11 protein-coding genes and 1 CRISPR repeat array (1 of these 12 only partly in view) are annotated in these 16,023 nt (G+C 49.0%); of the genes, 4 read left to right on the top strand and 7 right to left on the bottom strand.

Annotation, left to right across the window (positions count from 1 at the left end; all coding sequences use genetic code 11):
• A CRISPR array of direct repeats spans window positions 1–34; the repeat unit is 29 nt; it reaches 3,899 nt to the left of the window's first position.
• A 303-nt stretch (window positions 35–337) separates the two neighbouring features.
• Both PHT49_03650 and PHT49_03645 read right to left on the bottom strand, forming a co-directional pair.
• The gene (locus PHT49_03650; protein ID MDD5450969.1) at window positions 338–694 is read right to left on the bottom strand and encodes a type II toxin-antitoxin system PemK/MazF family toxin; all 357 of its coding nucleotides are present in this window, start codon (window positions 692–694) and stop codon (window positions 338–340) included.
• Entirely contained in the window at window positions 681–923 is a 243-nt protein-coding gene (locus tag PHT49_03645) for a crotonobetainyl-CoA--carnitine CoA-transferase (GenBank protein ID MDD5450968.1), read from the bottom strand. Before PHT49_03645 ends, PHT49_03650 begins: the two co-directional genes overlap by 14 nt.
• Before the next feature lie 491 nt (window positions 924–1,414).
• On the opposite strand from PHT49_03645, the gene PHT49_03640 reads away from it, so the two are divergent.
• Entirely contained in the window at window positions 1,415–1,669 is a 255-nt protein-coding gene (locus PHT49_03640; protein MDD5450967.1) for a hypothetical protein, read from the top strand.
• Between the two features lie 23 nt (window positions 1,670–1,692).
• The gene (locus PHT49_03635) at window positions 1,693–2,256 is read left to right on the top strand and encodes a hypothetical protein (GenBank protein ID MDD5450966.1); all 564 of its coding nucleotides are present in this window, start codon (window positions 1,693–1,695) and stop codon (window positions 2,254–2,256) included.
• Between the two features lie 82 nt (window positions 2,257–2,338).
• On the opposite strand, the gene PHT49_03630 is transcribed toward PHT49_03635, so the two are convergent.
• On the bottom strand, window positions 2,339–2,743 hold the full coding sequence (locus PHT49_03630) for a hypothetical protein (GenBank protein ID MDD5450965.1): 405 nt from the start codon (window positions 2,741–2,743) through the stop codon (window positions 2,339–2,341).
• 522 nt (window positions 2,744–3,265) lie between these two features.
• Between PHT49_03630 and PHT49_03625 the strand changes: the two genes are divergently transcribed.
• Both PHT49_03625 and PHT49_03620 read left to right on the top strand, forming a co-directional pair.
• Window positions 3,266–8,353 carry an AAA family ATPase gene (locus PHT49_03625; protein MDD5450964.1) on the top strand — a complete coding sequence of 1,696 codons (5,088 nt, stop codon included), beginning with the start codon at window positions 3,266–3,268 and terminating at the stop codon, window positions 8,351–8,353.
• Between the two features lie 44 nt (window positions 8,354–8,397).
• Window positions 8,398–10,707 (top strand): response regulator, encoded by a 2,310-nt coding sequence (locus tag PHT49_03620; protein ID MDD5450963.1) that lies wholly within the window; start codon window positions 8,398–8,400, stop codon window positions 10,705–10,707.
• 208 nt (window positions 10,708–10,915) lie between these two features.
• On the opposite strand, the gene PHT49_03615 is transcribed toward PHT49_03620, so the two are convergent.
• From PHT49_03615 to PHT49_03600, 4 genes are read right to left on the bottom strand one after another with little or no spacing between them, the layout of a single operon-like run.
• Window positions 10,916–11,623 carry a segregation/condensation protein A gene (locus PHT49_03615; protein ID MDD5450962.1) on the bottom strand — a complete coding sequence of 236 codons (708 nt, stop codon included), beginning with the start codon at window positions 11,621–11,623 and terminating at the stop codon, window positions 10,916–10,918.
• Entirely contained in the window at window positions 11,602–12,615 is a 1,014-nt protein-coding gene (trpS, locus tag PHT49_03610) for a tryptophan--tRNA ligase (protein MDD5450961.1), read from the bottom strand. Before trpS ends, PHT49_03615 begins: the two co-directional genes overlap by 22 nt.
• 29 nt (window positions 12,616–12,644) lie before the next feature.
• Entirely contained in the window at window positions 12,645–13,310 is a 666-nt protein-coding gene (locus PHT49_03605; protein ID MDD5450960.1) for a site-2 protease family protein, read from the bottom strand.
• Window positions 13,311–13,317: 7 nt separating this feature from the next.
• Window positions 13,318–16,020, bottom strand: a complete 2,703-nt coding sequence (locus tag PHT49_03600; protein ID MDD5450959.1) for a CBS domain-containing protein — start codon at window positions 16,018–16,020, stop codon at window positions 13,318–13,320.
• Between the last annotated feature and the right edge of the window lie 3 nt (window positions 16,021–16,023).

The raw sequence follows: 16,023 nt of genomic DNA, 5'->3' as shown, positions 1-16,023 counted from the left end.
AGTGAGTGTTCCCCACAGGCGTGAATGGAGTAATGGGGACGGAGTTAGTTTAATAGCTTAACCTCATTTTTCTTGGCAAATCGTTCACCTCGTTGGATAGCCTGGGACACAGAAGGCCAGCTGATATTGAAATACCGGGCCAGATGTAGATGTAGGGTGGGCTTCGCCCACCACGCCGCTCGTGTTCCCTACACACGTGGGGATGAACCGGACTATGGCCTGCTTTTTCATCGGACTCGCCCGTAACCCGGCCTGTTTTCAGGGTGGCCGTAGTAATCTTCTGTGGGTCGAAGGGAACAATATGCGCTTGTTCAGCGCTTCTTACGGCTTTGGGAGTTTACTCACAGTGTTCCGGTTCTATGTCGAGGATTAAAGACAGCGCTTGTTTTATGAGGTGTATTTTTTCTTCCGGGATGCTTCCGATCTTTTCAGCAAAGCGTTGATGGCTTATTGCCCTGATTTGAAAGCAGTCGACCGCCGATATTTTTTGCAGCTGGTTGTTTTTGTCAGGTTCGATAGGAACAAAGAGAGGGTTATTTGTCCATTGGGAGTCCCAGGCGGTCAAGGGTACTACAATAGCAAGTTTCAGATGCTTTTTATGGCCACCGTTTAGAACGATTACAGGGCGCTTTTTTTGGATTTCACTTCCGATTGTCGGATCGAGATTTACCCAGTAAATTTCACCGGTTTTCAAAATCGTCTCCTTCTATTGACTCGAAGACGTTGCGGTATGTCGTGGCATCCAACATTTCCATAGCCTCTTTTCTCTTCAGTTCCCGAAACTTCTTGCGATCTTCCTGCACTCTGGCTGCCACCGCTTTTCTCATATAGTCGCTCAGACTTTTGTAACGAAGCCGCCTATATGCCTTCTTAATAAACTCATAGTCTTTGGGATCAATTTGAACCTTGGTTGGTTTCAGCATGGAATCCCCCTTTTTCTTTTTTGTTTGCCACAGAATGGGGATAAAATCAAGACCTAATAAAATGGGACATATAATAGGGCTAATTTTTTGGGGAAATTCCCCTTTTAGGTTTGATTTTACGGCGGATCAGGCTACGACTCGCGCCGTGTTCCCCACATGCGTGGGGATGAACCGCAGAGAGAGCGCCCGCAAGGGCGGGTGAGGATTGAAACTCGCTCTCCCGCTTGGTGGGCAAGACCCACCCTACGTAGCTGACCGCCCTATAACAACCAAGATGGGTGCGGAAAGAAAAAGATTCCTTGAGCGGCATCTGCTGAGGTATAATAATTAGTGTTCATCCGAAAACTACCGTTTCCGGCTTCACGCTTTCAGCGATCAGCGATTAGCTGTCAGCATGTTTGTTATCCGTTAACCGTTGTCCGGCATTTTCTTTCGGTAAACGGTCAACAGTGAACGGTGGACCGGCTTCATGCCGATAAGGGAAGTCTTTCATGTGTGAATTCTGTATAAAACACGGAGAAGGTAAGAAGTGGTATGAAAATATCACCAATTATACCGAGGAGATGTTTCATCAGGTAAGCTCCGAAAAAAAGCTGAAGGCCTATCTCAAGAATTTCTTTCATTCTCTGAGCATAGATGTACAAAGGGCATATACATGGAAAAAACGTCTTCCCCGTATTTACCGTCTTCTTGTCTATCCCCTGGTTCTCTCCCTCGCTCCGCTCGGTAGAGAATGCGGCATTTAAAGAAAACACACTTCGGACAGATTGTGCCTGTCGAAGATATCGAAAATATCCTGGATAACTTCACATCCGTGGTAAGATTGCCGTGTATTTGCCGGAAGGTGACCACAGGCGAAAACAAAAGGTATTGCTTTGGCATCGGCATGGATCTGACCCCGGTATTTAAAGATATCCCTGATCTCAGCGACTTTGACCGGCTATCAAGCAAAGAAGCAAAACAATACATCAGGCATCTTGATGCCGAGGGGCAAACACACAGCGTCTGGACGTTCAATACCCCTTTTATCGGCGCCCTGTGTAACTGCGACAGGGATTGCATGGCGTACAGATTCCAGTTGAAAATGCAGATCGGTAAGGCCATGTGGAAAGGTGAATATGTTGCAGGTATCGATCCCCTTCTGTGCAACGGATGCAAGGAGTGCCTAAAAAGGTGCTACTTTGATGCGATCACGTATGACCGGCAAAATGCAAAATGCTCTGTTAATCCCATAAACTGTTACGGGTGCGGTATATGCCGGGCTGTCTGTAAGAATAACGCCATCAGTTTGATGAACAGAAGCAGTGTCCCGCAAGAAGCACATGACTGGTAAGGTTGCACCTGTCGAAGATACGCCGTAGGCGTGCGCACCTGGTGATTTAGTGGAAAAGGGTTTTAGGGTGATACTTACCCTTTTAATGCCCACCCGGCCCTACGGTGTATGGTGCTATGCGGACAGAGACCTTCATGGACTCGGCCTCGCCGCCGGCATATTTCACGCTGAAGCCGGTATCTAAATAAAGCATCCGCATCTCTTTATTATTAACGGAAAAGGCGTCAATCTTCTTGTCTCCGACATAGACTTCGATGTCTCCCTTCGCGCCTTCGGGCTGGGCGACACAATCCACCCAGTAGTATGTCTTATGGTCTCCATGTCCCTCATGTCCCGGATACGCAGAGACAGTGAGAGTCTCTCCCACCCGTAGCGGCCCACCGGCTATTTCTGTTAATTCCCCCAGTTGGGCAGAGGCAATACTGAAGAAAGCTAAACTGATAACTATCGTCAGAACTAAACTCGCTACTGTCTTCTTCCAAACCACGATCCAGTCCTCCTTGTGTGTGACCCTATAATTCATGTCGTATGTGTAGAGTTCTACGCCTCATCAATTAAGTAATCCATCCCGTAACTATAAACTCTACATCTTTAACATAAAAATAATATATATATTGCATTCTACCAAAATCCTGTCAACAAGTTATTATTATGCAGAGGAGTTGTCAATATAGTGTTTCAATTGAATTCGGATAAAATTTAGAGAAAAAGGCGTTAGCTGAACGTCGGTAGATGCGCCAAAGGCGTGGGGCCCCCCACGCCCCACCACTGACCATATCAGCGGTTTTGACAGATAAATAAAATAGCAGCCATTGACAACTATCACAATTGCCTTGCAAAAATTTTTAGAAAAGTAGTAAAACTGCCGTAACAGATAGATATATAACTTCACATACCCGCTAGCAGGGCGATTCTGTCTAACTGTTTGAAATTATGGATGAGATTCCCTTGTCGCCTCCGCAAATTATTCCCCAGCCCAGACAGGAGCTTAAGGATGTGAACCTTGAACATGGACAAAATGATAACCATAATTTCCAATTATGACCTGGTGGAAAAGTTGGGTGAAGGCCCCCAATCCATCGTTTATAAGGCCTTTCACAAAAAAAATCCGCATCGGCCATTGGCGCTCAAGATTCTAAAAGCAGTCTCCCTATCCGAAAATCAAAAAAGACACTTTCGACAGAAAATCGAGCATCTTAGGGTCTTACATGATACCGGGCTTATTACGCCCTTATCCTTTGAGGTGAGAGGCGATATCCAGTTTTTCACTCAGGACTATTTCGAGGGAATAACCCTCGATGAGTGGGCCCAAAAACAAGCTAAGATTACCATAAATGATTTCTTCACCATAGCTTGTAAGCTGACTGAACTCCTGAATAAAGTTCATGAAGCAGGGATTATTCATGGCGGCATCAAACCCCATAATATATTAATTCAGGCGGAAGCCCTCGATATCCGGCTGATTGACTTTATAACCCCCCTCGATGTGAGAGATGTGAGCCATTTCATTTATGACCGCAGTTTTGTGGAGGGTACTCTCGCCTATACCTCTCCCGAACAGACCGGGCGCATCCACCATAGAGTCAATTTTTCCAGTGACCTCTACTCGCTGGGGATTACCTTCTATGAACTGTTGGCCGGGCGGCTTCCCTTCTTCTCTACCGACCCCCTGGAATTGATCCATTCCCACCTGGCGGAAGAAGCGCCGCCCGTACACGAATTAAATCCCGAACTTCCCGTTATTTTAAGTGAAATCACAGCCAAATTAATGCTCAAACAGCCGGAGAAACGTTACCAGAGCGCCTCCGGGCTTCTGGCCGACCTCAGGTGGTGCCGGGATGAATATTCAGCCACTAGAACAATCAGCGCATTTCCTTTAGGGATTCACGATCGTACCCATCGAGTGGCCTTCATCTCTAAAATGGTGGGACGCGCTAGTGAGGCCGGGATTATCCTTGAGGAATATGATAAAGCGGCTAAAGGGGTTTTCCGCTGCCTGTTTATTTCCGGGCTGCCCGGCATTGGGAAAACCCGCTTGATTCAAGAGCTTCAGAAACCAATCGTGGAGCACCGGGGCTATTTTACCTCAGGGAAATTCGATGTCTATCAAAAGAACATTCCCTATAGCTCCCTTATCCAGGCCCTGAGAAATCTGGTGCGGACCTTCTTAACGGAAAGTGATGAAAGGGTCGCTCTCTGGAGGCAAAAGATTATCGAGGCGGTGGAAAACTATGGTCGGGTGGTCACCGACGTGATCCCGGAACTGGAGATACTGATCGGGTCTCAGCCGGAGGTTAAGCCGCTTCCTCCTGTGGAATCCAGAAACCGCTTTCATGATGTCTTTGGCCGCTTTTTGACCTGCCTGGCCAGAGAGGAACACCCCCTGGTGCTGTTTATCGACGATCTTCAGTGGTGCGATGTGGCCTCCTTTGATTTTCTGGCCAACATCTTTGCCAACTATAAGGAGCATCCGTACCTTTTTCTGGTAGGAGCCTATCGTCATAATGAGGTGGATTCAAGCCATCCCCTGGCAAAGCTAATAAAAAACGTCAAGGAGAACGCGCAACCTCTGAAAGAAATCAGGCTGGAAGCCCTTAAACCCGAGCACTGTGATGAGATGGTCTCCTATATCCTCGATTCTCCTCTTTCACAAACTGTGGTCCTGGCCGATTTTATAACCAAACTTACCGAGGGAAACCCTTTGTTTGTAAGCGAGATGCTGGCCTATTTATATAATGAAGATCTGCTCTTTTTAGATGGAAACAGGCAATGGCAATGGGACATGGATAAGATCCGGCGGTCTGACATGCCGTCCACGGTGGTGGCGCTTTTTAGCTCCAAGGTACAAAAATTGCCTCCGGATACGATTGACCTGCTTGAATACTGCGCTTGCATGGGAAACCGCTTCGCACCAGATGAAATTGCCCTGGTCAGAGAGATCACATTATTGGATACGTTTGAGAAGTTGAAGCCGGCCTTAAGGCAAGGGCTTCTGATAGAGAGCAAGGATCAATTGCAATTCGTGCACGACCGGGTACAGGAGGCGGTCCTGAGCACCATAAAATCGGAAAGGCGGCGGCAGATACATTGGCAGATCGGGAACCACTTCCTTTCGGCGGTCTCCAAAGGAACAGATCTGGAAAAACTGGATAGCCTCTTCACCATCGCCTCCCATCTAAACTTAGGAAGGGAGAGGATGCTGGACAGAGGAACGGCCTACCAATTGTCGGATATCAACTATCACGCCGGTAACAAGTCCCTGGACTCGCTGGCTACAGAAGCGGCCAATGAGTATTTTCGGCAAAGCCTTGAGGTTTTGCCGGATGACTGCTGGGAGGTAGAGTACGACCGTACCTTTAAGATACTCCAGAAACTGGCCAAGACCGAGCTGATGTGCGGAAGATATGAGGGCTCGGAAAAACTGCTCAATCAATTACTCGACCATGCCCAAACCGATCTGGACAAGGCCGAGGCCCTGGCCGAACAGACCACCTCGCTCTCATCCATAGGCAATTTTATAAAGGCCGTTGAAACCGCCAACCGGGGCCTCGCCTTTTTCGAAAAATCGATCCCCGACGATCCTGAGTTGGCGGAGAAAAAACGAGAGCAATTGATGAATGAAATCACCTCTAAATATGGCGACAACATCTGGGACATTATCCTGAATATGCCGTTTACCCAGGAAAGAAAGGGCAAGATTGAACTGGCCTTCTATAGTGAACTTATCCCGGACTTATATATGTCCGGTCTGGTGCCTCAACTCTATCTCTCGGCCGTACAGTCCACCCAACACTGCCTGGAAGGCGGTATGGATGAGTCAGTAATCTACTCCTTTTCGATCATGGGTCTCTATTTGGGGGAACAGGGAGAATTTGAGCAGGCCTTCCGCTATGAAGACCTGGCGCGTAATCTGTCTGAAAAGTACCCAAATACCTTTGGCGCCACCCGGGGGATGAATGGGGTGGTCTGGTGTAACATGCATTCCAGGAGTCATCCCGAAGAGGTGGTTAAATATTGCCTGACATCGATCCAGTGCGGGAAGAATTGCGGTGACCTGTATAACGCCGGGCTATCTTACGGCCCCTTGATGTGGAACCTCCAGGTGCGGGGAGGCAACCTGTCGGCCATTGAGGAGTACGCCCAGGAATGTCTTCAGTTTTCTCAAAAATATAATCTAGCCTTTTCCGTTGGTCTGGCCGAGGCCATGCAGGCCGGGTGGATTGCGCCGATGAAGAAAAATTATACGCCTATCCCCATGGAGGATAGGATCAAAAAATGGGAGAGGGACAATCATATTGCCTCGGCGGGAAGCTATTATGTCCACATGGCCCTAGCCCATTATTATTTCGGGGAGTATGAAAAGGCTGAACAGTATTTGCTGGAAGTGAGGCGGTATCTGACCGGGCTTACCGACAATGTACTGAAGCGGCAGTGGTATGTCTTTCAGGCGCTGAATGCCCTCCGGCTGTATGAAAGGGGGATCGGTTACAAGAGCAAGGAAGAATTGCTGTCTTACATCCAACCAATCATAGAGAAGGTCGAGACCTGGGCCCAATTGGGGCCTTTGTTAAAACCCTATCTGGCCTTTGTCTATGCTGAACTGGAAAGAGTCACCGGGGAGTTCAGAAAGGCCCGGAGCCTCTACTTTGATGCCATAGCTATGGCCCATGAAAAGCGATACACCCTCTTGGAAGGGCACCTTAATGAATGCCGGGGTGAACTCCTCAAGGAGGCCGGGGTGGGGACGGCTGGGGTCTACTTTGCCGAGGCCGCCCGTCTGTATAAAAGATGCCGGGCAGAACGTAAAGAGGCCTTTCTCATGGAGAAACACCCGGAGTATTTTGAGGAAGAGGTCCCGGCTCACCTGCCGGTTGAAGCCGAACCTGCTGGCTACACCCTTCCCTGTCTGGATGTTGACTACCTGATGAAATCCTCCCTGGCCATTTCCGCAGAGATGGACACCGATGTCCTGTTGAAAAAGATTATGAACGTGGTTCTGGAGGCCTCGGGGGCGCAGCACGGATATCTTTTAACGGAAGAGGATGGCAGCCTGATGGTCCGCGCTGAAAGTCACATCATCGAAAAAGATGTGGCCCGGACTGTCAAATATGGCCTGGAAGAGGCCACAGATGTCTGTAAGGCTATCATCCGTTATGTGTATCGAACTAAAGAGAAGGTGGTACTGGACAATGCTTCAGAAGAGGGGAAGTTCAAGGATAACCCGGAGGTTCAGACCCTGCAGCTTCGGTCCGTACTTTGTCTCCCATTGACCAAGCAATCTAAATTGATTGGGATTCTATACCTCGAAAACCGTTTGGCCGACCTGATTTTCACGTCGGAAGAGGCGAGAACGACCGAACTCCTGGCCTCCCAGGCGGCCATCTCTCTGGAAAATGCCCGCCTGGTAGATGAGATGAAAAAGGCGAGAGAGCAAATTAAGGCCTCGCTTGAAGAAAAAGAGGTGCTTCTGAAGGAGATTCACCATCGGGTTAAAAACAACTTACAGGTCATTTCCAGTCTGCTCAGGCTTGAGTCTACGCATATCAAGGACAAACAGGGGCTTGAGATATTCAAGGAAAGCCAGAACCGTGTCCGATCGATGGCACTGATCCACGAAAAATTGTATCAGTCCAAAGACTTTACGCGGATTGACTTTGCGGAATATACCAGAAACCTCACCACTTATTTGTTCCGTTCGTATGCGATCTATCCACAGACCATAACTTCGGAGATAAACGTGGACGATGTCTCTCTGGGTATTGATATGGCCATTCCTTGTGGTTTGATCATAAATGAACTGGTTTCAAATTGTCTGCAACACGGTTTCCCCCGGGGGGGAAAGGGCAAAATCCACGTCGAGCTCCGTTTGGACAAGGACTTGCCTGTGCGCGACACAGAGACCGGCGAGAGGGTTACACTAATTGTCAGTGATAATGGCGTCGGCTTCCCGAAAGATTTGGACTTCCGGAATACAGAAACATTAGGTCTGCAGTTAGTAATTACCCTGGTAAAACAGCTCAAGGGTACGATCGAGCTGGATAGTCCACCAGGGCGGAGTGGAACAGAATTTAAGATTACATTTGCCCGTTACAAATGAAGAAGTTTAGGTAATCAAAAGGTATGCGGGAGGGGGTTAAGACCATGGCGAAGGCACAGATCCTGATTGTCGAAGATGAAAGCATCGTCGCCAAAGATATACAAAATACGTTGAAAATTTTGGGATATGCGGTTTCTGCTGTCGCCTCCTCTGGCGAGGAGGCCGTTAAAAAAGCAGCCGAAACGCACCCGGATTTAGTGCTGATGGATATCGTGCTGGAAGGGGATATGAACGGCGTGGAGGCGGCTGCGCAAATCCGTGCTCGTTTTGATATCCCGATAGTATACCTCACTGCCTATGCAGATGATGAAACATTGCAGCGGGCCAAGATAACAGAGCCCTATGGCTATATACTCAAGCCTTTCCAGGAAAGAGAATTACACACTGCCATCGAGATGGGCCTTTTCAAGCATAAGATGGAAAGGAAGTTAAAAGAGAGTGAACAATGGCTGGCCACCACGCTTAAAAGTATAGGCGATGCGGTGATGGCCACCGATAGCCACGGTTGCGTAATATTTATGAATCCCGTGGCCGAGGCCCTGACGGGCTGGAAGCAGGAAAACGCGGTCGGAAGACCCCTGAAAGAGGTTTTCAATATAGTAAATGAGGAAACCGGTAGAGAGGTGGAGGATCCGGCCACCAGGGTGCTCCGAGAAGGCGTGGTCGTCGGGCTGGCCAATCATACCGTATTGATAGCCAAAGACGGAATGAAACGGCCTATTGATGACAGCGGTGCACCGATCAGAGATGACAAAGGAAATATCACGGGTGTAGTTTTGGTCTTCCGCGACATCACCGAGCGCCGCCAGGCGGAAAAAGCGCTGGCCACTGAAAAGGAACGCCTGGCGGTTACTCTGCGCTCCATTGGGGATGGCGTAATTACCACCGATATAAAAGGGAAAATAGTACTAATCAACAAAGTCGGAGAAGATTTAACCGGCTGGACTCAAGAAGAGGCCATGGACAGACCGCTGGCGGAGGTCTTTCATATTATCAATGAGAACACCCGGAAACGCTGTGAAAATCCTTTTGAGAAGGTAATTAAAACCAATGGTATTGTTGGTCTGGCTAACGATACAGTCCTTGTGGCCAGAGATGATACAGAGAGAATTATAGCTGACAGTGGTGCGCCTATCCGTGATAAAGACGGGAACATTATCGGCGTAGTGCTGGTCTTTCGCGACATTACTGAAAAGCGGAAAATGGAAGAGGAGCTCCTGAAAGCAGATAAGCTTGGATCTCTCGGTATCCTGGCCGGCGGTATCGCCCATGATTTCAACAATATTCTAACGGCAATTTTGGGTAATATTACGCTGGCAAAGGCGTATACAAAACCAGGACATAAAGTTTATGAAAGGTTGACCGAGGCAGAAAAGGCATGCCTGCGGGCAAAGGATTTGACCCAACAATTACTTACCTTCTCCAGAGGCGGAGCACCGATTAAGAAAATAGCTTCTGTCTCAGAATCACTAAGGGATGCAGTCCCTTTTGCCCTAAGTGGTTCCAATATCCGGTGTGAATTTACGATACCAGACGATCTCTGGCCGGTCGAGATCGATGAAGGGCAAATCAGTCAGGTCATCAACAATTTGATAATCAATGCCAGCCAGGCCATGCCCGAAGGCGGGATAATCAAGGTACGGGCTGAAAATATGGTTGTAGACGCCGGACAGGGTCTTCCTCTAAAAGAGGGAAGGTATATAAAGATATCCATTGAAGATCAAGGGATCGGCATACTGAAAGAACATCTCTCAAAAATATTTGACCCCTATTTTACCAGCAAACGGAAGGGGAGCGGTCTGGGGCTTACGGTTGCCTATTCTATTATCCAGAAACACAACGGATATATCGATGTAAAATCCAAGTTAGGAGTTGGGACAACCTTTTTTATTTGCTTACCTGCTTCTGAGCATAGCATAGCGATAAAAGACAAGGAAATCGATAAGATATCTAAAGGAACAGGTAGAATGCTCCTGATGGATGATGAGGAGATGGTCAGGGATGTGGCTGGGGAGATGCTCAGCCATATGGGATATAGCGTGGAGTTTGCTAAAAATGGCGTCGAGGCCATAGAACTCTATAAAATTGCCAAGGAAAGCGGTGAGCCTTTCGATGCAGTTATCCTGGATTTAACCGTCCCGGGCGGGATGGGAGGCAAGGAAGCCATTGAGAAACTGCTGGAAATAGATCCTAACGTTAAAGCCATCGTTTCCAGCGGGTATTCCAATGACCCGGTAATGTCCGATTTTAGAAGATACGGGTTTCGGGCCGTGGTTGCCAAACCATATAGAATCAAAGAACTGGGTGAGACATTGCATGGGGTAATCAGGGGAAGGGCGAGTAACCCGGGTTAAAGATATACACAGCAACTTTACTCACGCCCAATAGAGACACAAAGACGGACTGTAAGCACGAGGCTAACCCCCCTCGAAAAGGCAACACAAACACAAAATTGTCCAGTAAATAAAAAAACGGGGGCAAAAAAACAAAGTGCACTCGTTGTAACAAGCTCATGCGCATGGCGATGAGATCCGGGAAATCCTTCAAAATAGCAAGTCTGATTTATTTAAGTTGAAGCTCTATCTCGCCGCCGGCAGGGCGCTGCCATATCTGGATCAGGCCCAAACGGGCTATTTCAAGCAAGGCGATAAAGGTAAGGATCATCCCGCGGCGGGTCAATGGATCGGTAAAAAGGGCGTGAAAAGAAACAGGCTGCCCCGGCGAAAGAAGATTTAATATCTCATCTATCTTCTCACTTAGACTGATCCGGGTCAGGGTAATATCCATGAAATGCTCGACAGACTCTTTTTCCATCAGGCGGCGAAAGGCGTCTATCAAGTCAAAGATCCCCACGGCAAATGCGGCCGGCTCCTTTTCCTCATCTCCTTCCTTTACTTCATCCGGCACAAAATCGCGGCAAAAGACATCCCTGTCCAGCAGAGGGCGTTTTACCAGTTCCCCGGCGACGTCCTGGATCTCCAAAAGTTCCAGCAAGGGACGTAGAATTTCCAGGCGGGGGTCCTCTTCATCTTCTGCCTGAGGTTGGGGGAGGAGCATGCGCGACTTGATATGGGCAAGGGTGGCCGCCATAACCAGAAACTCTCCGGCCACCTCAATGTTGAGGACACGCATAAGGTCGAGATATTCCAGGTATTGCCGGGTTATTACAGCAATGGGGATATCGTAGATATTGACTTTGTTCTTTTTAATGAGATGGAGGAGTAAATCCAGCGGGCCCTCAAAGGCATCTAATTTGACTTGATATTCCATCTCTGAGTACCCCAGACGGCGCCACGCACCTCTTCCATGGTGGCCATGGCCTGCTGCCGGGCCTTGTGTGATCCTTTCTCCAGAATCTCTATAACCCACTCCGATTTTTTGAGCAGAGACCGCCTCTTCTCCCGGATTGGCTCCATAGCGGAAACGACGGCAGATGCCAGCCTCTTTTTGCACTCCACACAGCCTATAGTCGCTTTTTTGCAGGCATCCGTGATCTCGTCCAGAACCACAGACGGAAAGTAAAGGCGATGCAGGGCAAAGGCAAAGCACCTTTCCGGGTCGCCCGGGTCTTTGCGCCGCATACGGTTGGTATCCGTCACCATCTGGCTTATCTTGTGTGACATTTCTTCCGGCGTATCCGAGAGAAATATGGCATTGCCATAGCTTTTGCTCATCTTGCGGCCATCAATGCCCGGCAGCTTCGGAACCTCGGCAAGCATTGGTTCCGGTATGGGAAAAACCTCTTTGTAAATAAAATTAAAACGCCTTGCTATCTCGCGGGTCAGCTCCACGTGGGGCAGTTGATCGACGCCCACCGGCACCCCGTTTGCCTTGTACATGATAATATCAGCCGCCTGCAACACCGGATAACCTAAAAATCCATAGGTGTTCAGATCCTTATTGACAAGCTGCTCCTGCTGTTCCTTGTAAGTAGGGTTTCTCTCCAGCCAGGGCAGCGGGGTAATCATGGACAGCAGCAGGTGCAGTTCAGCGTGCTCCTTGATTTCTGACTGGATAAAGAGAGTGCTTTTCACCGGATCAATGCCTACACTCAGCCAGTCAATAACCATGTTGACAATATTGCCCTGAATTTCTCCGGCATTATTGTATTCTGTGGTCAGCGAGTGCCAGTCGGCCACGAAGAAAAAACAATCATATTCCTTTTGCAGGGATAACCAGTTCTTAAGTACACCGTGCAGGTGTCCGAGATGGAGGCGGCCTGAAGGCCGCATACCGCTTAGGATCCTCTTCGGTTCCGCCATGAATATCTCCTTACCGGTCAATTGCTCTGTTAACAGCAGGCGAAAACCATATCACTTTGCAACAGCAACCCGGTCAGCATTCTTATCACAGGAAAAACCAGCCGGTCGATAATGCCCGTGAACAGTAATAAAAGTAAAATCAAAAAACCAAAACGCTCTATGCGGGCGTAACTATCGGCCAGTGAGGCCGGGAGAATACCGGCCAGAATTTTGCTGCCGTCTAAAGGTGGGATGGGAATAATATTGAAAATAGCCAACCCGACATTAATGCGCACCGCAGCATAACTCATCAATAAAAGCGGCTCCGTTATAAAGGCCAGCGAAGTGGAAAGGCCCCCGCTGCCCAAACTGAAACCGGAAGCCAGTAAGTGGTACAGAATCGCACTGCAGACCGCCAGGATAAGGTTGGAAAGGGGACCGGCCAGAGATACCCAGACCATGTCTCTCCGGGGATTTTGAAAATTATACGGGTTAACGGGCACCGGTTTTGCCCAGCCGATCATCTGCGTCAGAAAAAATACCACCGTACCCACCAAATCGAGATGTTTTATGGGATTAAAGGTCAGCCGCCCATGCAGACGCGCCGTCTTATCCCCCAGGCGGTCGGCCACCCAACCATGCGCGACCTCATGCACCGTGACAGCCAGCAATACAGCCGGAACCAGTATCACCAGACGTTGTATGGTCTCTTCCAATCTGTAATTATCCCTTCTTTATATAGTTTTCCCGGACAAATCTTAGTTCATCAGGCTTAGACTTCACCGAGCCGTCTAGTTTTGCCTTTAATACGGCTTCAAGGATGGTCTTGAATTGCGGCCCTGGCTCGAGCCCCAAGGCAATGAGATCATCTCCGGTGATCTGCGGTTTTACGCTGCTGAGCTTTGTAATATACAAAGAAATGGCTTTTTGGCCAGTCTTTTTTGCAGCCTTGGCCATCATATATAATATGAATTCAGCGCTAAGCGGTCTTAAGAGCGTGCAAATTTCACTAGGCAGTATGTGCTCCCGTTGATTCAGGTGAGCCAGGCCCTTATTCGCCAGTTCCCGTTCCTGCATCCAACCTGATTTCTGACGGGGTGAAACGGCCAGCCGGTCGCAGAGGGCCCCGAATTCTGCGTCAGCCAAGCGCTCCGTCAGGACTAAAAGATAAGACACCCAGCTCCCGACCGGTTTATCGATGAAAGACAGATGATACCAGGAAAGGGCGGCCTTCAGATTGTTAAACAGATTCTCTATTTCACCGGTGCACGAAATGGCCGGATGAATAAATTTCAGAAGATCAAACCCGGCCAAGCGTTTGACGGCAGGCAATGGGTTCTCTTCAGATAGTATAAGCCTCAGTTCACTCGTAAGCCTTTTGCCGGAAAGCCGGTCGAATAAATTCATACGCACCGCATTCTGGATAAGGTTTGCCGTATGTTTTCCTATCTCCAGGCCATATCTCTGTTCAAATCGTATGGCCCGGAAGACACGGGTAGGGTCTTCCACGAAGCTTAGATTATGCAGGACGCGAATGCGCCTGTCCTTTAGGTCTCGCTGGCTTCCAAAAAAATCAACAAGGGTGCCAAAACGCGGTCGATTAAGTCTTATGGCCAGGGTGTTAATGGTGAAGTCCCGTCGATAAAGATCCAGTTTAATGGAACTTAACTCAACGGTGGGCATAGCCGCCGGATATTCGTAATATTCCAGACGGGCGGTGGCCACGTCTAATTTAAAACCGTCCGGGAAAACGACCACAGCCGTGCCAAACTTCTTATGGCTTTTGACCCGGGCCGAAAACTTTTCCGCCAGCCGCTGGGCAAACCTGATGCCGTCGCCTTCAATAACCAGGTCCATATCCAGATTAGGCACGCGCAGGAGGAGATCCCGGACAAATCCTCCCACGACATACGCGTTGCAATTAACTTCATCTGCTATCTTACCAATGGCCTCCAGTAAGGATATTATATGCGCCGGAAGCCGCTCACGGAGAAGAGCGGTGATATTCCTTTCCCTTGCATAATATCCTTTTTCCTGTTCTTCTATTATATGGTGGGGAATACGTGACTCATCGGCTACCAGAATATTCAGAAGGTCTGTGCGGGTAATAACCCCCACTACCCGGCCGGCCTCTACGACCGGGAGAAAACGCTGTTTGTGATCTATAATGATAGCCTGGATTTCGTAGAAACTGGCCTCCGGACCAACCACCGCAAATTCGGTAGTCATGTATTCGCTGACCGGCAGATTCTCTAATCCATGGAAAATGGCCTTTTCAATGACCCGGCGGGAAATAAGCCCCGCGATCTTGCCGTCTTCTATTACCGGCAGGACAGTTATGTTATAGCGGGTCAGCATCTCATTAGCCTGTTTCATGGGGAGATCCGGGGCGACATGGATAACCGGGCCGGACATAATCTGCCGCGCCGTCTTCTGCGGGCTTATTTCCCTATGCAGAATGCCGATGAGTTTTTCTTCCGCCTCCAGTATGGTTAGTTCCTTTATCGTGGCAGAAGCCGCAGTGGGGTGCCCCCCGCCGCCAAAATCAGCCAGGATCGTAGCCACGTTAACTTCCGGGTTGCGGCTGCGGGCAATAATAAAAATGCGATCTTCCATGGAAGCCAGACAGAAAAGGACCTCCAGATTCTCCATGTCCATAAGTTTGTGCACCAGCGCGGCCAGATCACCCACATACTTATTGGCTATGACCTTGCTGATGACGATATCGATCCCCCGGATGGTATAGGTTGAAGCCGACTGAATCAGGTCATTAAGTATGGAGACCTGCTCAGCCGTAAGCTCCTGGGCCAGCATATCTGAAATAATGTTGAGGTCCGCCCCCTTTTCGAGCAGAAGGGATGCGGCTTTCAGGTCTTCGGCAGTAGTGGAAGTGAAGGTGAAGGAGCCGGTGTCTTCATAGATACCCAGGGCCATGATAGTGGCCTCTTCCGGGGTGATGTCTATTCCTTTCTCCTGTAATAACCCCGTCAGAATAGTAACCGCAGCGCCTACCGGACGTATGATTTCCACGCTACCTTTAATATCCTCGGCGGAAGAAGGATGGTGATCATAAATATGGACCTCTATGCCCGGGTTTTGCAATGCCTCCGCAAACCGGCCAATACGCCCCGGCTGTCTGGTATCCACCAGAATGAGCCGGCGTATGTCCGCTATGGGGACATTTTTTATGCGGGTAAAATCATAAAGATAGGCCGTCGATTGTACAAAAAAGTCCCTGATAGTCCTTTCCGTGGAGCCGGGAAAAGATAATATGGCGCCGGGATAGAGTTTCTTGGCGGCCAGCATGGAAGCCAGGGCGTCAAAGTCAGCATTGAGGTGCGTGGTGATAAGCTCTATCTGCCTATGATCCCCGGCCGACCTTCTATCAACGCCTTTTTTTGATCCGGAAACCTGTTTCACATTCATACG

The organism is Desulfovibrionales bacterium (genome assembly GCA_028715605.1).
Classification (GTDB): Bacteria; Desulfobacterota; QYQD01; order QYQD01; family QYQD01; genus QYQD01.
Note: the sequence above shows the minus strand (reverse complement) of the source record. Positions and strands in the feature narration are given on the sequence as shown.

Coding starts and splice junctions, on each gene's coding strand:
- PHT49_03645 (MDD5450968.1), bottom strand. CDS start 923: ATGCTGAAACCAACCAAGGTTCAAATTGATCCCAAAGACTATGAGTTT.
- PHT49_03640 (MDD5450967.1), top strand. CDS start 1,415: ATGTGTGAATTCTGTATAAAACACGGAGAAGGTAAGAAGTGGTATGAA.
- PHT49_03625 (MDD5450964.1), top strand. CDS start 3,266: ATGGACAAAATGATAACCATAATTTCCAATTATGACCTGGTGGAAAAG.
- PHT49_03620 (MDD5450963.1), top strand. CDS start 8,398: ATGGCGAAGGCACAGATCCTGATTGTCGAAGATGAAAGCATCGTCGCC.
- PHT49_03615 (MDD5450962.1), bottom strand. CDS start 11,623: ATGGAATATCAAGTCAAATTAGATGCCTTTGAGGGCCCGCTGGATTTA.
- trpS (MDD5450961.1), bottom strand. CDS start 12,615: ATGGCGGAACCGAAGAGGATCCTAAGCGGTATGCGGCCTTCAGGCCGC.
- PHT49_03600 (MDD5450959.1), bottom strand. CDS start 16,020: ATGAATGTGAAACAGGTTTCCGGATCAAAAAAAGGCGTTGATAGAAGG.